Here is an 18770-nt window from a genome sequence, read left to right on the forward strand (position 1 = left end):
CCGGGGCCCTGCCCCAGGGGCCCTCCGGCGCCGGCGGTCCTAAGGTGTCTCCTCCGCCGGTGCCCGGCCCGTCAGCGCCGCCAGGCTGCTGCGCACGTGGTCCATGTGCGCCCGCACCTCGTCCCACTGCTCGCCGTGCTCGCGCAGCACCCGCTCCGTGTCACGCGCGAGCCGCTCCTCGACCAGGACGGCCTCCGCGACCAGTTCTGCGCCGTGCGCCTCCGCGTCCTCCTGCCGGTGCCGCGCGGCCTCCTCCGCCTCGGCGAACGCCCGCTTGGCCGCCGAGAGCCGGGCCTCCGCGGCGGCCACCCGCTCCGCGTCCCGCGCGTCCGCCGCCGCCTCCCGCTCCGCGATCTCCCGCTCGGCGGCCTCCCACCGCTCGCCCTGCTCCTTCTCCTGCTCGGCGAAGAGCGCCTCGCACCGCTGCCGCATCTCCCGCAGCGCGGCCAGCGCCTCGCCGCGCCACGCCTTCACGTCCCGCCGTGCGGAGATCCGGGCCTCGTCGGCCGTCGCCCGGTCCGCGAGGAGCCGCTGCCGCACCCGCTCGTCCGTCTCGGCGCCCACCTTCTCGGCGTGCTCGCGCGCGGCCTCCCGCGCCTCCCGCGCCTCCGCCTCGGCCGTCTCGCGCAGGTGCTGCGCCTCGGTCTCCGCGGCCTCGCGCAGGGCGGCGGCCTCCGTCTCGGCGAGGGCCAGGATCTGCCGGGCGCGCTCGCCCAGCGTCTCGTACGTCTGAGGGGCGAGCCGCGACACCACGTCCCGCAGGTGCTCGGCCTCCACCTCCATGTCCTTGGCGAGGACGGTCAGCCGGGCGGCCCGCTCCCACGCCTCGTCCCGCGCCCGCGACAGACCGGCGGCGTACGCCTCCACCTGCTCGGGACGGTAGCCGCGCCCCCGCACCGTGACGAAGCCGTGCGGCGACGACGCTGCACCGCTGCTGCTCATCCTTGGACCACCTCTCCGACGTACGCCCACCCCACCCGGTCAAGGATGCGGCAAATGGCGCCAGAAGTCGGAATCGGGGCGACATTCCCGCCGCCCACGCCCCGAATGGACGAGGCGCCCGCCCCGGACTCCGGAGCGGGCGCCTCGCACGGCGGAGGGCTACAGCAGGCCGTCCCACATCTGCTCAAGCAGCACCGACCACCAGCTCTCCGGCGACGCGAGCGCCGCCCCGTCGAGCGCGGCCAGCTGGTTCTGGAAGTCGACGGTCCAACGGCCCGCCTGCTCCTGGTTGAGCCCGAAGCGCAGCCGCCACATCCGGCCGAGCAACGCCATGCAGCGCGCGAACTCCGGCAGCCCCGTGTTCACGAACTGCGGCGGCACGGGCGCACCGCCGGGACCGGCCTCCACCGGCACCGCCACGATGTTCGCCGTGCCGTACTGCACGCACAGCGCGCGCCCGAAGTCACTGCCCATCACCAGGTACGAACCCGCGTCGGACGCCGGCTGCACACCCCGCTCCTGCGCCAGCTCCGCCAGCGTCGGCACCGGGCGCCCCGGCTGGGCCTGCGCCCAGAAGAACGGCCCGAAGTCGACGGGCAGACCCGCCACCACGAGGGTGTGCGCCACGATGTCCGGCACACCCTGCCGCGACACCGCCCGCTGGTCGAACCGGAAGATGCCGGGACCGAACGCCGCGGCCAGCTCCTGCGCGACACCCTCCGGCGGGATCGGCGGGGCGGGCGGCACCTGCTGCAGCGGCGCGCGCACCGGCGCCGGCCTGGCGGGCCCGTCCGCGACCTGGTGCAACTCGCCCTGGTGCGCGAGGAGCTGCTGCATGCCCTGGCGACGGGACGCGTGGTCCCTGCCGTACGGGGCGATCGACGTGATCCGCGCCTGCGGCCACGTCTCGCGGATCATGCGGGCGCAGTACGCACCCGGCAGCTCGCACGACTCCAGCTCGGTGTGGAGTTCGAGCACCTGCTGCGGCGGCACGTTCATGCCGCGCAGCTCGTGCAGGATCTGCCACTCCGGGTGCGGGGTGCCGGGCGCCGAACGGCGGATGAGCTGCTGCTCGGAGCCGTCGGCCGCGCGGTACCGCAGCACGGCCTGGTAGCCGGGGCCGACGGTCGGCTGACCGGTGGGCTGCTGCGGGTAGCCGTACGGCTGGCCACCCGGCATGCCGGGAGCACCCGGTCCGCCCGGCATGCCGGGGGCGCCGTGCAGGCCCGGAGCGCCGGGGCCGGGGTGGCCCGGCGCGGGCGGCGGAGGCATGCCGGGCGCACCCGGGCCGCCGACCGCGGGACCGGCCAGCATCGTCGCGGCGTGGTGGACACCGCCGCCGGGGGGCGGCGGGGTGCCGGGTCCTGCGGGAGCGCCGGGGGCGCCGGGCGGGCCGGGGGGACCCGGAGGCTGTGGGGCGCCCGGGGCACCCGGGGCGCCGGGGGGAGCGGGCGGCTTGAGCCCGCCCGGGCCGCCCATGCTCGGGTCGGCCAGCATCGTCGCCGCGTGATGCACTCCGCCCGGGGGCGTGCCGGGAGCACCGGGAGCACCAGGGGGGCCGGGCGGCTGGGGGGCGCCAGGGGCACCCGGAGCACCGGGGGGAGCCGGCGGTTTCACCCCGCCGGGACCGCCCATGCTCGGGTCGGCCAGCATCGTCGCCGCGTGGTGCACTCCGCCCGGGGGCGTGCCGGGAGCACCGGGAGCACCAGGGGGGCCGGGCGGCTGGGGGGCGCCCGGGGCACCCGGAGCGCCGGGGGGAGCCGGCGGTTTCACCCCGCCGGGACCGCCCATGCTCGGGTCGGCCAGCATCGTCGCCGCGTGGTGGACCCCACCCGGAGGCGTGCCGGGAGGCGTACCGGGGGCGGCGGGAGCGGCCGGTGGCTGAGAGCCGTCCGGGCCGAGCGAGGACACGAGTTGCGTCGGGACGTAACCACCGGCGGGCGTGCCGGGGGCGCCGGGCCCCGAGGGCGGCGGCGTACTCCCCGCGGGCGCGCCGGGCGCACCCGGCGGGGCGGGAGGCGGCGGCGTACTCGCCCCGCCGGGTCGGGAGCCGTGCGGCGGCCCCTCCGCCTTGCCGGTGGCGGCGTCCGCGATGTTCCCTGCACCCGGGGCGCCGGGCGCCTGCGGGTACCCGTACGCGGAGGCGCCGGACGCCTCGGGGGCGCTCGGCGGCGGAGGCGTCGGCGGACCGGCGGGCGGCTGGGGCGGGGCGGGCGGCGGCCCGGCAGGCGCCGGACCACCCGGAGTGGGGGCGGCGGGAGTACCAGGGGCCGGGGCACCCGGAGCAGGAGCGGTGGGAGCCCCCGGCGCCGAAGCGTCCGGAGCACCCGGCGCCGGAGCACCCGGAGCCGCAGCCGCGTCAGCACCAACAGCCGGAGCGCCCTGCGCACCCGGCGCCGAAGCAGGAGCACCGAGTGCCGGAACTCCCGGAGCTGCGAAATCACCCGGAGCTGAAGCGGCCTGAGCGCCGGGGGCCGGAGCACCCGGACCCGCAGGGCCACTCGAAGCCGAAGCGACCGGACCCGCAGGGCCACCCGGCACCGAAGCGCCCGGAGCGCCGGGAGCCGACGCACCCGGACCCGCAGGACCACCCTGCGCCACCGGCGCGTCCAGGGCCGGTGCGATCGCCGTCGGCGGAAGGTGGCTGCCCCCGTGCATCAGGGCCGTCTTGGCCTCCGGTGCGACACCCGGCGGAGTGTCGTTCTCGTCCAGGCCCGTCAGCGGCGGCGCGAACACCGTCGCGGGCAGCGGCACCGAATGGTCCTCGCCTGCGTCGGAGTTGGTGTCCGTACCGGCCCACGGAGTCGCCCCCGCGGGCACGCCCGGCGACGTGGCGGGCAGGCTGTCGTCGCGCTCGGACTCGTCGTCCTCGTCGGAGGCGGCGGCCGCGGGCCACGGCGTACCGCCCCCCGGAGCGGCGGGCGCACCCCGCGTCTCGGGGAACCCGGAAACCGGAAGCTCCTCAGCCGCTACGGACCCACCGGGCTCACCGGAGTCGGCGGACCCTCGGGACCCTTCGAACTGCCCGGACTGCCCGGACTCCCCCGCCTCCTCGGCCTGCCCGGAAGCCGAACTCCCCGACCCCGTACGCCGGTCCGGGATGCCCATCTTGTCCGCCGCCTCCTGGAGCCACTCCGGAGGCGTCAGCAGGAACGACGTCTGGTTCAGGTCGACCCGCTCCGGGGGCGCGGGCACCGCGTCCTGCGGCGCCGCGTCCGGCAGGCCGTACTCCTCCTCGTACCGGCGGATCACCTCGCCCACCGGCAGCCCGGGCCAGAGCGTCGCGTCGCCGCTGTCCCGTGCGATGACGAGCCGCTGCCCGCCGCCGTCGGACACCGGGCCGTTCTCCCGGTCCTCGGCCCACACCACGAACCCGAGGTCGAACTCCCGGACCCGCACCTCACGGTGCTGATAGCCCGGTACGTCCCCGTTGATCCACTCCTCGGCGCGCTCCTGCGCCTGCGCGAAAGTCACCATTGTCGCGTCACTCCCCACCCGGCACGGAGACGGCGTGCGCGAAGCCGCCGTCCACCATCAGGTTCGCCACGGTCTCCAGCTCCGGCGGGTTGCCCGCGAGCCGGGACAGGAATACGTCGAAGTCGTCGCCGCACGGCAGCAGCAGCCGCCGCACGCGCTCGGCCGGTGGCCACCCGGCCGCCTCCGAGACGTCCCGCGCGTCGTCGTACGCGCAGAACCACACCGAACCGATCCGGTCACCCTTGACCTTCACGGCGAGCAGACCGCCCTGCACGAACCCGACGCCCAGGTAGTCCTTGGTCAGGTGGTCGCGCAGACACTTGTTGACGTACACCAGGTCGTTGACCGCGGCCTCGTCCCGCACCGTGAAGAACGGCTGGTCGACGAGGAGTCCGAGCTCGGCGTCGAGCGCCGCGCCGACCGGCGCGCAGCCGCCCGCCGCCTTCAGGAAGGAGCGGTAGGCGCCCGGCAGCCGGTAGCCCAGGTCCTCCTCGACGCTCTGCACCTGCGCCTCGGTCACGGCGACCGAGGCCTTCGGCAGGCCGAAGTGCACGGGCCGCGTCTCCTGCAGCGGGCGCGTGCCCCTCTTCTCCTGGTCCACGGCCGTCGTCGCGATCCCGCCGTGATGCCGCAGCAGCGCCTTCACCTCGACGGGGACCAGCTCCAGACGGCGGCTGTGCGGCGCGTGGTGCCAGGTCCAGCCGTGCGGGGTCGCCACCGCGGGGATCGTGTCCCACAGTTCGTGGCCCGCCGCCGCCATCGCCGCGTTCGCCGACACGTAGTCCGTCAGCCGCAGTTCGTCGACACCGAATCCCTCGGGGGGTTCGGCGATCTCCGCGGCGGCACGCGCGTACGACGAGAAGTCCGGGAACCCGTGCTCGTCCACCCGCACTCCTCTGGGGTGGCGGGCGGCGCGGACCGGGTCCGGGAAGTGCACGACCTGCCCGGCGTAGGCCGCGTTCGGCGGCGCGGACTGCTGCCCCAGCCGACCTGTCGTCATGGCGGTTGCCCCCTGCGGCACTGTGGAAGGTTCTGGTTCTGGTCCTGCGATGTCGACACAGCCTATGCGCAAGAACGGCACCGGTCACCGGGCCTCCGGTTCCATGACCAGCAGCCACCGGACGGTCACCGTGCGACGAGTCCCGACGGAAAGCCAGGCGTGTCGCGGTGCCCCAGCTTCCGCACCACCCGCCCCATTTGGCAGGCTGTCCCCCGCAACGCGGGGGCGTGGCACACGCGGTGACCGCCGCGAGCAGGGGGAGGGAAGAGCACGATGCAGACGGCACAGAGCGGCATGTCCGGCCACACGCTGTCCACGACGGCGGGCACCACGACGGCAGGCACCACGACGAACGGCAGCACCGCACGGGGTCACGCCCCGGCGAACGGCCCGTCCACAGGCAACCCACGGGCAGGCGCCGCCGCAGGCGCAGGTGACCTCCGCGCAGGTGCCGCACGCGCGGGAAACCTCGGCGCAGCTGACTCACGCGCGGGTGCCGCACGGGCAGGTGGCCTCCGCGCAAGTGATTCACAGGCAGGTGCCGCACGCGCAGGAAACCTCGGCGCAGCTGACTCACGCGCAGGTGCCGCACCGGCAGCTGACCTCCGCGCAGGAGACCCCGGCACGGGTGCCCCACGCGCAGGAAACCCCCGCACGGGTGCCGCACGCGCAGGAGACCCCGGCACGGGTGCCGCACGCGCAGGAGGCCCCCGCGCGGGAGATCTGCGTGCGGGAGGAGACCCGCGTGCGGGAGGAGACCCCCGCGTCGGCTGGAGCGCCACCGCCGCCCACGCGCCCATCCTGCGCCAGCGCCGCGACGGCATCCTGCCCACCGTCGCCGCCGCCCTCTCCGTACGCGGCCAGACCACCCTCACCTGCACCGCGCGCCGCGGCGACGAGCCGCCCACGCTCCACCCGCTCGTCCAGGACTTCCTCGACGCCCTCACCAGCGGCCAGCGCGAACGCTTCACCGGCCGCTGCGCCGAGGCCATCCTGATCTCCCGCCACCTCACGGCGGCCGACGCGAGCCGCTCCAAACGCGCCTCGCGCAAACCCATGACCAACGGCGAGGCCCGCAAGGCCCTCAAACACGCCAAGCTCACCACCCGCCGCATCCGTGAGGACGGCGACCCGCTGCACGGCGCCTTCGCCCAGCCCTGCCGCTCCTGCACCGCCCTCACCGCGCACTTCGGCGTCCGGGTCGTCGACCCCACGACGAGCGAGGCCTGACCGCCGCCCGGCCGACCACCCCCCACGACCGCCCGCACCACCGCCCCCACGACCGAACGAGGGCCACCCGATGCACCCCGAACACCCCGCCACGGCCACCTCACCCGCCGCCGGCGGCAGCACCCGCTTCCCCGTCCCCGTCGACGCCGCCCTCCGCGCGGCCGGCTGGCGCCCCGGCCACTGGGACATAAAGCAGGCAGAGATCTGGGCCGACGCCCTGCGCCGCCACACCTCACCCGCGGGCCACCGGCACACCGTCTTCCCCGCAGCCGTCGAGGCGTGGGCCGAATTCGGCGGCCTGCACATCACGCCGCAGGGGCCCGGCCGTCAGATAGCCCCCGCCACGGTGCACCTCGACCCCATGTACGGCCTGCACCTCGCCCGCACCCTCGGCGACCTCGGCCGCGCCCTCGGCACCGAGGTATGCCCCATCGGCGAAGAGCCGGAGAACCAGGCGCTCCTGGCGATCGACGTCGAGGGCCGCGTCTACAGCCTCGACCACAGCGGCGACTGGTTCCTCGGCGCCCACATCGACCAGGCCCTCGCCACCCTCATCACCGGCGCCCAGCCCACCCGCCTCTCGGCGAACGCAACCTTCTAGAACCCACCCGGCGGCGCCGCCGCTACCCCGCTACCCGGCGACCGCGGCCGCCGCCGGGAGCACCGCCGAGACGCGGAAGCCACCGCCGTCCGTCGGGCCCGACACGAAGACCCCGCCCAGGCCCGTGACCCGCTCCTTCATTCCCACCAGTCCGTTGCCGCCGCTCGGCAGGCGGGCGTCCGCCGTCCCGTCGGGCTCCGGCGGCGGCTCGTTCTCCACCTGCATCGCGATCTCCGCGCCCCGGTACGCGAGCCGCACATACGTCTTCGCGCCCGCCGCGTGCTTGTGGACGTTCGTCAACGCCTCCTGCACCACCCGGTAGGCGGTCTGCTCCACGTCGGCCGAGCAGTCACGCGGCTCGCCGTGCACCGACAGGTCCACCGCCATGCCCGCGGCCCGCGACTGCCCCACCAGCTCGTCCAGCTCCGCGAGACACGGGCCGTCCTCGTCGACCGCGCGCGACGCCGCCGCGGCCGCCGCGAACCCCACCGCGGCCAGCGGCAGCGGCTCGACGGGCTTGGCGCTCTTCGTGCCGTCGCCGGTCCGCAGCACACCCAGCATCTGCCGCAGCTCCGTCAGCGCCTGCCGGCCCATGTCGCCCACGAGCGCCGCGTTCCGCACGGCCTTCTCCGGGTCCTTGCGGGCCACCGCCTGGAGTGCCGCCGCGTGCACCACCATCAGGCTCACCCGGTGCGCGACCACGTCGTGCATCTCACGGGCGATCCGGGTCCGCTCCTCGTTCCGCGCCCACTCGGCCCGCTCCTCGGCCCGCTCGGCGAGCAGCTGAAGCTCCCGCTCCAGACTGTCGGCCCGCTCCCGCATGCCCTCCACCAGACGGCGCCGCGCGCCGACGTACAGACCGAGCAGCACCGGCGGCGCGGTCACCCCTATCGCGGCGGTCACCGCGAAGAACGGGATGAACTCGCTCCCGATCGACGGGCTGCCCTCCGCCATGTCCTGGTTGGCCCGCACCAGCGCGACGATCAGCGTGCCCGCCATCGACATGCCGGCGAGGGCGCCCGTGATGCGGCGCGGCAGCTCGGAGGCGGCCAGGGTGTAGAGGCCGACGACCGTCAGCAGGACGCCCATCTGCGCGGGCGTGATCGCGATCGATATCAGCACGACGGCGACGGGCCAGCGCCGCCGGATCAGCAGCGCGGCACCCGCGAGCACACCGAAGGCGATCCCCACCGGCACGGGCAGCCCCGCGTCCCGCGCGAAGGCGACTCCCTCCGCCCCGCACTCCGCCGCGGACAGCACCCCGAGCCCCGCGTCCAGCGCGGCCCCGCGCCACCGCTCCCACCACCACGGCCCGGTCATGGCCGTGGTGCGGTCGTCCCCCGTCGTGGTCATGCCTTCCAGCGTACGGGCGTTCCGCCCCGGTTTTCCGGTGAGTTTCCCGCTCGGTGATCCAGCACACGCCCCGTTCGACCGAAAGCGAAACCTGCCGGTATCCCTCGAACTGTTGAACCCTTTACGGTTCCGCCCCGGAAGATCCCATTCCGCCACGACGGTCGCCCCATGACGGAGATCACGCCCTCCCAGGGCGGCATGGGCAAGTACGGGGACTTCGAGGGACTGCGGGAGAGGGCGGTCGCCCTGCGGCGGGCCGGGCTGAGTCTGCGGCAGATCCGCGACGAGTTGAAGGTCTTCAACAACGACATCCTGAACCGGCTGGTCCAGGGCGAGCCGCCGCCCACCTGGACGAAACGGCCCAACGCGAAGGACGGCCTCCGGGAGCGAGCGCGGGAGCTCCGGGTGCAGGGCTGGACGTACGACCAGATCCAAGTGGAGCTCGGGTGCTCGAAGAGTTCGATCTCGTTGTGGGTACGGGATCTGCCCCGACCGGTGCCGCGTTACACACCGGAAGAGCATCAGGCCCTCATGCGGGAAGGGCTCGCCAGGCTGCGCAGCGCGCAGGATGAGGAACGCAAGGAGACCAAACGCGCGGCGCACAGAGAAGTGGGCAGGATGACTGATCGGGAACTGTTCACCGCCGGAGTCGCGCTCTACTGGGCCGAAGGACAGAAGAGCAAGCCGTACGCCCGGCGCGAGAGCGTGATCTTCGTGAACAGCGACCCCAGCGTGATCCGCGTCTACCTGGCCTGGCTCGACCTCCTCGGCATCGCCCCTGAACGCCTCCAGTACCGCGTCCTGATCCACGAGACCGCCGACGTACCGGCTGCCGAACAGTTCTGGGCCGACCTCGTCCACGTCGATGCTTCCGTCTTCCAGAGGGCGACCCTGAAGCGGCACAACCCCAAGACGGTCCGCAAAAACGTCGGCGAGGACTACCGGGGTTGTCTGGTCATTCGCATCCGGCAAGGGGCCGACTTGTACCGTCGCATCGAAGGCTGGTGGAAGGGCATTACCGCCGACGCCGACACTCGGCTCAGGTAAGGTCTGAGGCGCCATCCCCCGTGGTGTAACTGGCAGCACACCAGATTTTGGATCTGGTAGGACAAGGTTCGAATCCTTGCGGGGGAGCCAGAGCGCACGAGGCCTCAGTTCGGGTCCCGACCACACCGTCGGGACCCGCCCTCATTTCCGCCCCCCAACGCCCCGGTATCCTGCGGATGTCCTCCCCCAGAGGAACCCCAACCCATCCGAAGCCGAAGGGCATCCCCCGTGAGCGCAACCTGCCCGGCAGCCGTCGTCGTCCTCGCAGCGGGTGAGGGCACCCGTATGAAGTCGGACCTCCCCAAGGTCCTGCACGAGATCTGTGGACGTTCCCTCATCGGGCACGTGCTCCACGCCGCCTCCGCGCTCTCGCCCGAGCAGCTCGTCACCGTCGTCGGTTTCCAGAGCGAGCAGGTCAGGGAGCACCTGGGCGCCGTCGCGCCGCAGGTCCGTACCGCCTATCAGGCCGAGCAGAACGGCACGGGGCACGCCGTCCGCATCGCCCTGGAGGAGCTGGGCGGCCCCGTCGACGGCACCGTCGTGGTGGTCTGCGGCGACACCCCGCTCCTGACGGGTGCGACGCTGCGCAAGCTCGCCGCCGTCCACAGCGACGACGGCAACGCCGTGACCGTGCTGACCGCCGAGGTGCCGGACGCGACCGGTTACGGCCGCATCGTGCGCGACGCCGCGAACGGCGCCGTCACGGCGATCGTGGAGCACAAGGACGCCACCGAGTCCCAGCACGCGATCCGCGAGATCAACTCCGGCGTCTTCGCCTTCGACGGCCGGCTCCTCGCCGAGGCGCTCGGCAAGGTGCGCACGGACAACAGTCAGGGCGAGGAGTACCTGACGGACGTCCTCGGCATCCTGCGCGAGGCCGGGCACCGCGTGGGCGCGGCCGTGGCGGACGACCACGAGGAGATCGCGGGCATCAACAACCGCGTGCAACTGGCCCAGGCGCGCCGCACGTTCAACGACCGGCTGCTGACGGAGGCGATGCTGGCCGGCGTCACCGTCATCGACCCCGCGTCGACGTGGGTGGACGCCACGGTCACCTTCGAGCGGGACGCCGTCGTGCACCCGGGGACGCAGCTGCAGGGCGTCACGCACGTGGGCAAGGGCGCCGAGGTGGGGCCCAACACGCGGCTGAAGGACACCACGGTGGGCGCGGGCGCCCGCGTCGACAACAGCGTGGCGGACCGCGCCGAGATCGGTGAGCGGGCGAGCGTCGGCCCGTTCGCGTATCTGCGGCCCGGCACCCGGCTTGGGACCAAGTCCAAGGCGGGTACGTATGTGGAGATGAAGAACGCGACGATCGGTGAGGGCGCGAAGGTGCCCCACCTGTCGTACGTGGGGGACGCGACCATCGGCGAGTACTCCAACATCGGTGCCGCGAGCGTCTTCGTGAACTACGACGGCGAGGCGAAGCACCACACGACGGTGGGGTCCCACTGCCGTACGGGTTCGGACAACATGTTTGTGGCTCCTGTCACGGTCGGGGACGGCGCGTACACCGCCGCGGGGTCCGTGATCACGAAGGATGTGCCGGCCGGTTCGCTGGCCGTCGCCCGGGGCCAGCAGCGGAATATCGAGGGCTGGGTGGCCCGTAAGCGTCCGGGGAGCGCGGCCGCGAAGGCGGCGGAGGCGGCGTCCCGGGAGCCGGCCGGCGAAAGCTGACCGGAAACAGGTGCGTCTGACACGGCGTACCGTGATAGTGCACATTCGGCCGACTCGACGCACCGGGACGCGTGAGTACGGCAGCGGGAAGAACTCTCTGAGGAGACAGTGCTGTGACCGGGATCAAGACGACCGGCGAGAAGAAGTTGATGCTCTTCTCCGGCCGCGCCCACCCCGAGTTGGCCGAGGAGGTCGCACACAAGCTGGGTGTCGGCATCGTGCCGACGAAGGCCTTCGATTTCGCCAACGGTGAGATCTACGTCCGCTATCAGGAGTCGGCGCGCGGCGCCGACTGCTTCCTGATCCAGAGCCACACCGCTCCGATCAACAAGTGGATCATGGAGCAGCTGATCATGATCGACGCGCTGAAGCGCGCGTCGGCCCGCTCCATCACGGTCATCGTGCCGTTCTACGGTTACGCGCGGCAGGACAAGAAGCACCGTGGGCGTGAACCGATCTCGGCGCGTCTCATCGCGGACCTCATGAAGACCGCGGGTGCCGACCGCATCCTCACGGTCGACCTGCACACGGACCAGATCCAGGGCTTCTTCGACGGTCCGGTCGACCACCTGTTCGCGCTGCCGATCCTCGCGGACTACGTGGGCGCGAAGGTCGACCGTTCGAAGCTGACGGTGGTCTCCCCCGACGCCGGCCGTGTGCGCGTGGCCGACCGCTGGTGCGACCGCCTCGGCGCGCCCCTCGCGATCGTGCACAAGCGCCGTGACAAGGACGTCGCCAACCAGGTCACCGTGCACGAGGTCGTCGGTGAGGTGAAGGGCCGCGTCTGCGTCCTGGTCGACGACATGATCGACACGGGCGGCACGATCTGCGCCGCCGCGGACGCGCTGTTCGCGCACGGTGCGGAGGACGTCATCGTGACGGCCACGCACGGTGTGCTCTCGGGCCCCGCCGCGGACCGCCTGAAGAACTCGAAGGTCAGCGAGTTCGTCTTCACGGACACGCTGCCCACGCCGAGCGAGCTGGAGCTCGACAAGATCACGGTGCTCTCCATCGCGCCGACGATCGCGAACGCGGTGCGTGAGGTCTTCGAGGACGGTTCGGTGACGAGCCTCTTCGACGAGCAGTAGGACCCGCCCCGTCGCCCCGTCCACCGGGGGGCTCGGAAGATCCTTTTGGTGCGGCCTCCGTCGCCGAGTAGACTGCTGAAGTTGCTCGGCGAGGGAGGCCGCACTTTTCTGTGTGGCTGTCCGTTATCGACGCGCTCTTCGTAGCAGGCCGTTCGTGGCCGGGTGACCGACTCTTTTCCGTCACTGCATATACGAGGAGTGCACATGTCCGAGGTGAAGATCACCGCCGAGACCCGTACCGAGTTCGGCAAGGGTGCGGCCCGTCGTCTGCGTCGCGCCGACAAGCTGCCCGCCGTCGTCTACGGCCACGGCATGGACCCGGTCCACATCGCCCTTCCGCACCACGACACCCTGATGGCGCTGAAGACCTCGAACGTCCTGATCAACCTGGACATCGACGGTCGCAGCGAGCTCGTGATCCCGAAGGCCGTCCAGCGTGACGCCCTGCGCATCGGCATCCTTGAGCACGTCGACCTGCTCATCGTGAAGCGCGGCGAGAAGGTCACCGTCGAGATCCCCGTCCACACCGAGGGCGACCTGGCGCCGGGCAACAACCTGCTTGAGCACGTCCTGAACACCCTGCCGGTCGAGGCCGAGGCCACCCACATCCCGGAGTCGGTCACCGTCTCCATCGCGGGTCTGGACGCCGGCGACGCGGTCCTCGCCAAGGACATCCCGCTGCCCGCCGGCTCCACGCTGGCGGTCGAGGACGACACCGTCGTCCTGCAGATCCTCTCCGCGCAGGCCGAGGAGGCCCCGGCCGAGGGTGCCGAGGGCGACGCGGCCGCCGAGGCCTGAGCCTCGCGACGCACATCCGGCACGGCAGCCGCCGCACCCCTCGGGGGGCGGCGGCTGCCGCGTATGAGGTCAGAGATGCGCGCAGGACCGCGTATGAAGGAGACATGCACGTGACGACCGACGCCAGCGCCCCCTGGCTGATCGCGGGCCTCGGCAATCCGGGCCCCGAGTACGCCATGAACCGGCACAACGTGGGCTTCATGGTGGCCGACCTGCTCGCGCACCGCATGGGCGGCAAGTTCAAGCGGGCCGGGAAGGCCCAGGCGCAGGTGGTCGAGGGCCGCGTCGGTCCGCCCGGCCCCGCGAACCGCCGGGTGATCCTCGTGAAGCCGATGTCGTACATGAACGTCTCCGGCGGTCCGGTGACGGCGCTCCGCGACTTCTACAAGGTCCCGACGGAGCACGTCGTCGCTGTCCATGACGAGCTGGACATCGACTACGGCACGCTGCGGCTGAAGCTGGGCGGCGGCGACAACGGCCACAACGGTCTGAAGTCGATGACGAAGGCGATGGGCTCCGACTACCACCGGGTGCGGTTCGGCATCGGCCGCCCGCCGGGCCGGATGCAGGTCGCGGACTTCGTCCTGAAGGACTTCTCCTCGACGGAGCGCAAGGAGTTGGACTACCTCGTGGACCGCGCGGCCGACGCGGTCGAGGCCTTGGTCATCGAGGGCCTGGAACGCGCCCAGAGCACGTACAACTCCTGAGGACGCGCAAGCCGCGCCGCCGGGCGAGCCGGTGTCGCTCAGGGGCGGGCCCCGCACCACCCAAGTGGCGCGGGGCCCTGTCACGTAAGCCGGGGCGTCAGCCCGTGTTGCGCAGCCCCGCCGCCACACCGTTGACGGTGAGAAGCAGCGCACGCCCGAGCAACGGGTCAGGCTCGTCCCCCGCAGCCGCCGCATCCCGCTGCCGCTTCAGCAGCGCGACCTGAAGGTACGAGATCGGGTCCAGATACGCGTCGCGGATCGCGAAGGTCTGCTGCAACGCCGGGTGGGAGTCGAGGAGTTCGCTGCCACCCGTGATCCGCAGGACCTCGCGCACCGTCAGCTCGTGCTCCTCCTCGATCGTGGCGAAGACGTGCTTGAGCTCGTCCGGCACGAGCGTGTCGACGTAGTGCCTGGCGATCCGCAGGTCCGTCTTCGCGAGCGTCATCTCGACGTTGGAGATGAAGTTGCGGAAGAAGTGCCAGTGCTCGTGCATCTCGTCGAGGACGGTGTCCAGGCCGGCCTCGCGCAGCGCCTTGAGGCCGGAGCCGACGCCGAACCAGCCGGGCACGATCTGCCGGGACTGGGTCCAGCCGAAGACCCACGGGATGGCGCGCAGGCCGTCGAGCGAGACGCCCGAGCCGGGGCGGCGGGACGGCCGGGAGCCGAGGTGCAGGTCGGCGAGCTGGTCGACGGGTGTCGACGCGAGGAAGTACGTCGGCAGGTCGGGATCCTCGACGAAGCGCCGGTACGCGGAGTGCGCGGCGTCGGAGACGACGTCCATGGCGGCGTCCCAGCGGGCGAGGGCCTCGTCGGACTGGCGGGGCGCGGTGTGCAGGGCGGAGGCCTGCAGCGTCGCCGCGACCGTCAGCTCCAGGTTCTCCCTGGCCAGCGAAGGCACCAGGTACTTGTCGGAGATGACCTCGCCCTGCTCGGTCACCTTGATCTCGCCCTCCAGGGTGCCCCAGGGCTGGGCGAGGATCGCGTCGTGGGAGGGGCCGCCGCCGCGGCCGACGGTGCCGCCGCGGCCGTGGAAGAGGCGCAGCCGGACGCCGTAGCGGTGGGCGACGTCGCGGAGGCGCCGCTGAGCGCGGTGGATCTCCCACTGACTCGTGGTGATGCCGCCGAACTTGGACGAGTCCGAGTACCCGAGCATGACTTCCTGCACGTCACCGCGGAGCGCGACCAGACGCCGGTACGACGGGTCGGCGAGCATCTCGTCGAGGATGACGTCGGCGGCGCGCAGCTCGTCGGTGGTCTCCAGGAGCGGCACGATGCCGATCTTCGCCCAGCCGGCGTGCAGGTCGATGAGGCCGGCCTCGCGGGCGAGGACGGCGGCGGCGAAGACGTCGTCGGCGCCCTGGCACATCGAGATGATGTACGACTCGACGACCTCGGGCCCGAAGACTTCGAGGGCCTTCTTGACGGTGAGGAAGACACCGAGGGTCTTCTCGCCGGCGGCGTCGACGGGTGCGGGGGAAGGACCGAGCGGCCGCCGGGACCTGAGCTCCTTGGCGAGCAGCTTCTGCCGGTACTCGCGGGGCATGTCCGCGTACCGCCAGGACTCCTCGCCGAGGCGGTCGAAGAGCTGGCCGAGGGCGTGGTGGTGGGCGTCCGCGTGCTCGCGTACGTCCATCGTCGCCAGCTGGAGGCCGAAGGCGGCGAGCGTGCGGATGGTGCGGTTCATCCGGCCGTCGGCGAAGAGGGCGCCCTTGTGCTCGCGCAGCGAGGTCTGGATGAGGGTGAGGTCCGCAAGGAGCTCGCTCGTGCCGAGGTAGTCGCGGCCCGGCTCGTGCGGGGTGCCCTTGGCCAGGCGCTGCTTGGTGTTCTCCAGCTTCTGCCGGATGCAGGTGGCCTTGAGGCGGTAGGGCTCCTCGGCGTTGAGGCGCTTGTAGCGGGGGCTGATCTCGGGCAGCCGCTCCAGGTCGCCCTGGAGGGAGGCCTTGAGCTCGTCGGTGGCGCCGGTGTAGCGGATGGAGTTGGAGAGGAAGCCGCGCAGCTCGTCGATCATGTCGAGCGCGTCGTTGATGCCGTGCTCGTGCTGGAGGATCAGGACGTCCCAGGTGACCTGGGGGGTCACGTTCGGGTTGCCGTCGCGGTCGCCGCCGATCCAGGTGCCGAAGCTGAGGGGGCGGGTGCCTTCGGGGAGCTGGACGCCGACGCGCTCCAGTTCGGCGGTGAGGTCTTCCAGTACGTCCCCGACGGCGCCGGCGTGCAGCTCGTCGAGGTAGTAGATGGCGTTGCGGGCCTCGTCGGCGGGTTCGGGGCGGACGACGCGGAGTTCGTCGGTCTGCCAGACGAGGTCGATGTTCTCGGCCAGTCGGGTGTCGTGGCGGCGCCGGTCGGACTCGATGACCGGGGTCTCCAGGAGCTCGGCGACACGGCGGAGCTTGTTGAGCACGGAGCGGCGGGCGGCCTCGGTGGGGTGCGCGGTGAAGACGGGGCGCACGTTGAGGTTCTGCACGGTCTGGCGCAGGTGCTCGGGGTCGGCGTCCTTGAGGCGGTCGGCGGTGCGGGCGAGGAGGCCGCCCTCGGCGGCGCGCCGGGCGCGCAGCTCGCGGCCGCGGTGGACCTGCTCGGTGACGTTCGCCAGATGGAAGTACGTGGAGAAGGCGCGGACCAGCTTGGCCGCGGTCTCCAGTTCCGTGCCGCCGAGGAGCTTGGCGGCGGCCTCGCCGTCCTCGCGCGTCAGCCGGCGAACCTTCTCGACCAGTTCGAGGAGTTCGGGACCCTCCTGGCGTACGAGGGTCTCGCCGAGCAGGTCACCGAGGCGGCGGATGTCGGCGCGCAGCTCGGCGCTGGCGGTGCTTGTGGCCTGCTGGCCCTGGTCGTCGGCACTGCTCACAGGTGCGGCTCCTTGCAGTGTGAAGCACGTCAAGACTGGGAGGGGTTCCGGGGGGAACCCGGGGAGATACAGAGCGGACCGCGCTGTCCGACCGTGTCCAAGGATAGGTGTCACTTCGGGCACAGAGCTCGCGGGCTCTTGCCCCGGAGCTCCGCACTGCCATACTTACGTCGCCGTAGGTTACGGAACCGTAGGTAACGTGGTATCGCAGCCGTTGCAGGAACCGTGCCCGTGCACTACTCCCACCCCAGCCCTCGACCCCATAGGGGACGTGCCCATGACGACAACCTCCGATGCGTACTCCGACTCCGATGTGATCCAAGACGCTCCGCGGACGACCGGCTCGGCCGACTCGACCGGCGCGGCCGGTTCGCCGCCGCCCGCGACGCTGGGCGGCGAGCGGAAGCGTTCGGTCGAACAGATCGCGCTGCTCCTCTTCATCACCGTCCCGTTCCTCGCCCTGGTCGCGGCGGTGCCGCTGGCCTGGGGCTGGGGGGTGAGCTGGCTGGACCTCGGCCTGCTCGTCTTCATGTACTTCCTGGGGTGCCACGGCATCACCATCGGCTTCCACCGCTACTTCACGCACGGCTCCTTCAAGGCGAAGCGGCCGCTGCGGATCGCGCTCGCGGTGGCCGGGTCGATGGCGGTCGAGGGCCCCGTGGTGCGCTGGGTGGCGGACCACCGCAAGCACCACAAGTTCTCGGACGCCGAGGGCGACCCGCACTCCCCCTGGCGCTTCGGCGAGACGGTCCCTGCCCTGATGAAGGGGCTGTGGTGGGCGCACATCGGCTGGATGTTCGACGAGGAGCGGACGTCGCAGGAGAAGTACGCGCCGGACCTGGTCAAGGACCCGGCGATCCGCCGCATCTCGCGGCAGTTCCTGATGTGGACGATCGTGTCGCTGGCGATCCCGCCGGTGGTCGGCGGCCTCGTCACCATGTCGTGGTGGGGCGCGTTCACGGCGTTCTTCTGGGGCTCCCTGGTCCGTGTGTCGCTGCTGCACCACGTCACGTGGTCGATCAACTCGATCTGTCACGCGGTGGGCAAGCGGCCCTTCAAGTCGCGTGACCGTTCAGGCAACGTGTGGTGGCTCGCGGTGCTGTCCTGCGGCGAGTCCTGGCACAACCTCCACCACGCCGACCCGACGTCGGCGCGGCACGGCGTGATGAAGGGCCAGATCGATTCGTCGGCGCGGATCATCCGCTGGTGCGAGCGGCTCGGCTGGGCGTACGACGTGCGCTGGCCGTCGAAGGCGCGCATCGACTCCCGCCGCCAGCCGCAGGCCGCTGACGCGGCATGATGGACGACGTGGCGACCGACTCCAGCAATTCAGGCCCTGCCGGCAAAGAGAAGCAGCCCCGGCGCGCCCGGCGGACCCGGATGACGGGTGCCGAGCGCCGGGAGCAGCTTCTCGACATCGGTCGCACGCTGTTCGCCGCCAAGGGGTTCGAGGGCACGTCGGTGGAGGAGATCGCCGCGAAGGCCGGCGTCTCCAAGCCCGTCGTGTACGAGCACTTCGGCGGCAAGGAGGGGCTGTACGCGGTCGTGGTGGACCGCGAGATGCGGCAGCTCCTGGACATGGTGACGGGGGCGCTCACCGCCGGGCACCCCCGGGAGCTCCTCGAACAGGCGGCGTTCGCCCTTCTCGACTACATCGAGACGTACACGGACGGCTTCCGCATCCTGGTCCGCGATTCGCCGGTGGCCCAGTCCACCGGCACCTTCGCCTCCCTGATCTCCGACATCGCGACGCAGGTGGAGGACATCCTGGGCCAGGAGTTCAAGGGCCGCGGCTTCGACCAGAAGCTGGCGCCGCTGTACGCGCAGGCGCTGGTCGGCATGGTCGCGCTGACGGGCCAGTGGTGGCTGGACGCACGCAAGCCGAAGAAGGCGGAGGTGGCGGCGCACCTGGTGAATCTGGCGTGGCACGGGTTGGACGGTCTGGAGCCGAAGCCGCGCCTGATAGGTCACCGGAAGAGCTGAGGCCGATCAAGCTTTGGCCACACAT

14 protein-coding genes and 1 tRNA gene are annotated in these 18770 nt (G+C 72.3%); 10 read left to right on the plus strand and 5 right to left on the minus strand.

Annotated features, from left to right (window positions below; translation table 11 throughout):
- Positions 1 to 39: 39 nt before the first annotated feature.
- The 3 genes from AB0H82_RS30905 to AB0H82_RS30915 form a co-directional block, all read right to left on the minus strand.
- Positions 40 to 942, minus strand: coding sequence for a cellulose-binding protein (locus AB0H82_RS30905; RefSeq protein ID WP_362998557.1), 903 nt, complete (start codon positions 940 to 942; stop codon positions 40 to 42).
- Positions 943 to 1101: 159 nt separating this feature from the next.
- A complete protein-coding gene (locus AB0H82_RS30910; RefSeq protein ID WP_362998559.1) occupies positions 1102 to 4419 on the minus strand; it encodes an SUKH-4 family immunity protein in 3318 nt (1105 codons plus the stop codon).
- Between the two features lie 7 nt (positions 4420 to 4426).
- Positions 4427 to 5419, minus strand: coding sequence for an SMI1/KNR4 family protein (locus tag AB0H82_RS30915; RefSeq protein WP_362998561.1), 993 nt, complete (start codon positions 5417 to 5419; stop codon positions 4427 to 4429).
- 723 nt (positions 5420 to 6142) lie between these two features.
- Between AB0H82_RS30915 and AB0H82_RS30920 the strand changes: the two genes are divergently transcribed.
- Both AB0H82_RS30920 and AB0H82_RS30925 read left to right on the plus strand, forming a co-directional pair.
- Positions 6143 to 6649: a YwqJ-related putative deaminase gene (locus tag AB0H82_RS30920; protein WP_362998622.1), complete on the plus strand. Its 507-nt coding sequence runs from the start codon at positions 6143 to 6145 to the stop codon at positions 6647 to 6649.
- Between the two features lie 70 nt (positions 6650 to 6719).
- Positions 6720 to 7250: an SUKH-3 domain-containing protein gene (locus tag AB0H82_RS30925; protein ID WP_362998563.1), complete on the plus strand. Its 531-nt coding sequence runs from the start codon at positions 6720 to 6722 to the stop codon at positions 7248 to 7250.
- A gap of 30 nt (positions 7251 to 7280) precedes the next feature.
- Here the strand turns inward: AB0H82_RS30925 and AB0H82_RS30930 are convergent, their stop codons facing one another.
- Positions 7281 to 8603 carry a histidine kinase gene (locus AB0H82_RS30930; RefSeq protein WP_362998565.1) on the minus strand — a complete coding sequence of 441 codons (1323 nt, stop codon included), beginning with the start codon at positions 8601 to 8603 and terminating at the stop codon, positions 7281 to 7283.
- 168 nt (positions 8604 to 8771) lie between these two features.
- Here AB0H82_RS30930 and AB0H82_RS30935 point away from each other — a divergent pair, with 168 nt between their 5' ends.
- The 6 genes from AB0H82_RS30935 to pth all read left to right on the plus strand — a co-directional run bounded on the left by AB0H82_RS30935 (position 8772) and on the right by pth (position 13920).
- A complete protein-coding gene (locus AB0H82_RS30935; RefSeq protein WP_362998567.1) occupies positions 8772 to 9650 on the plus strand; it encodes a hypothetical protein in 879 nt (292 codons plus the stop codon).
- Positions 9651 to 9664: 14 nt separating this feature from the next.
- A tRNA-Gln gene (locus AB0H82_RS30940) sits at positions 9665 to 9740 on the plus strand.
- 138 nt (positions 9741 to 9878) lie between these two features.
- Positions 9879 to 11327, plus strand: coding sequence for a bifunctional UDP-N-acetylglucosamine diphosphorylase/glucosamine-1-phosphate N-acetyltransferase GlmU (glmU, locus tag AB0H82_RS30945; RefSeq protein WP_362998569.1), 1449 nt, complete (start codon positions 9879 to 9881; stop codon positions 11325 to 11327).
- A 113-nt stretch (positions 11328 to 11440) separates the two neighbouring features.
- Positions 11441 to 12415: a ribose-phosphate diphosphokinase gene (locus AB0H82_RS30950; protein ID WP_150168841.1), complete on the plus strand. Its 975-nt coding sequence runs from the start codon at positions 11441 to 11443 to the stop codon at positions 12413 to 12415.
- 204 nt (positions 12416 to 12619) lie between these two features.
- Positions 12620 to 13213 carry a 50S ribosomal protein L25/general stress protein Ctc gene (locus AB0H82_RS30955; RefSeq protein ID WP_362998572.1) on the plus strand — a complete coding sequence of 198 codons (594 nt, stop codon included), beginning with the start codon at positions 12620 to 12622 and terminating at the stop codon, positions 13211 to 13213.
- Between the two features lie 104 nt (positions 13214 to 13317).
- Positions 13318 to 13920 carry an aminoacyl-tRNA hydrolase gene (gene pth, locus AB0H82_RS30960; protein WP_362998574.1) on the plus strand — a complete coding sequence of 201 codons (603 nt, stop codon included), beginning with the start codon at positions 13318 to 13320 and terminating at the stop codon, positions 13918 to 13920.
- A 97-nt stretch (positions 13921 to 14017) separates the two neighbouring features.
- Here pth and ppc read toward each other — a convergent pair whose 3' ends face one another.
- Positions 14018 to 16762 (minus strand): phosphoenolpyruvate carboxylase, encoded by a 2745-nt coding sequence (ppc, locus tag AB0H82_RS30965; RefSeq protein ID WP_362998576.1) that lies wholly within the window; start codon positions 16760 to 16762, stop codon positions 14018 to 14020.
- A 277-nt stretch (positions 16763 to 17039) separates the two neighbouring features.
- Here ppc and AB0H82_RS30970 point away from each other — a divergent pair, with 277 nt between their 5' ends.
- Together AB0H82_RS30970 and AB0H82_RS30975 are read left to right on the plus strand one after the other, a co-directional pair.
- Positions 17040 to 18062: a fatty acid desaturase gene (locus tag AB0H82_RS30970; RefSeq protein WP_362998578.1), complete on the plus strand. Its 1023-nt coding sequence runs from the start codon at positions 17040 to 17042 to the stop codon at positions 18060 to 18062.
- Positions 18059 to 18745 (plus strand): TetR/AcrR family transcriptional regulator, encoded by a 687-nt coding sequence (locus AB0H82_RS30975; RefSeq protein WP_362998580.1) that lies wholly within the window; start codon positions 18059 to 18061, stop codon positions 18743 to 18745. Before AB0H82_RS30970 ends, AB0H82_RS30975 begins: the two co-directional genes overlap by 4 nt.
- Positions 18746 to 18770 lie beyond the last annotated feature (25 nt).

Source organism: Streptomyces sp. NPDC050732, from assembly GCF_040654255.1.
GTDB lineage: Bacteria > Actinomycetota > Actinomycetes > Streptomycetales > Streptomycetaceae > Streptomyces.

Bases quoted from the DNA above. Each gene is read 5' to 3' on its own strand.
- pth (WP_362998574.1), top strand. From the start codon at position 13,318: ATGCACGTGACGACCGACGCCAGCGCCCCCTGGCTGATCGCGGGCCTC.
- AB0H82_RS30955 (WP_362998572.1), top strand. From the start codon at position 12,620: ATGTCCGAGGTGAAGATCACCGCCGAGACCCGTACCGAGTTCGGCAAG.
- AB0H82_RS30935 (WP_362998567.1), top strand. From the start codon at position 8,772: ATGACGGAGATCACGCCCTCCCAGGGCGGCATGGGCAAGTACGGGGAC.
- AB0H82_RS30930 (WP_362998565.1), bottom strand. From the start codon at position 8,603: ATGACCACGACGGGGGACGACCGCACCACGGCCATGACCGGGCCGTGG.
- AB0H82_RS30915 (WP_362998561.1), bottom strand. From the start codon at position 5,419: ATGACGACAGGTCGGCTGGGGCAGCAGTCCGCGCCGCCGAACGCGGCC.
- AB0H82_RS30905 (WP_362998557.1), bottom strand. From the start codon at position 942: ATGAGCAGCAGCGGTGCAGCGTCGTCGCCGCACGGCTTCGTCACGGTG.
- AB0H82_RS30975 (WP_362998580.1), top strand. From the start codon at position 18,059: ATGATGGACGACGTGGCGACCGACTCCAGCAATTCAGGCCCTGCCGGC.
- AB0H82_RS30925 (WP_362998563.1), top strand. From the start codon at position 6,720: ATGCACCCCGAACACCCCGCCACGGCCACCTCACCCGCCGCCGGCGGC.
- AB0H82_RS30910 (WP_362998559.1), bottom strand. From the start codon at position 4,419: ATGGTGACTTTCGCGCAGGCGCAGGAGCGCGCCGAGGAGTGGATCAAC.
- AB0H82_RS30970 (WP_362998578.1), top strand. From the start codon at position 17,040: ATGACGACAACCTCCGATGCGTACTCCGACTCCGATGTGATCCAAGAC.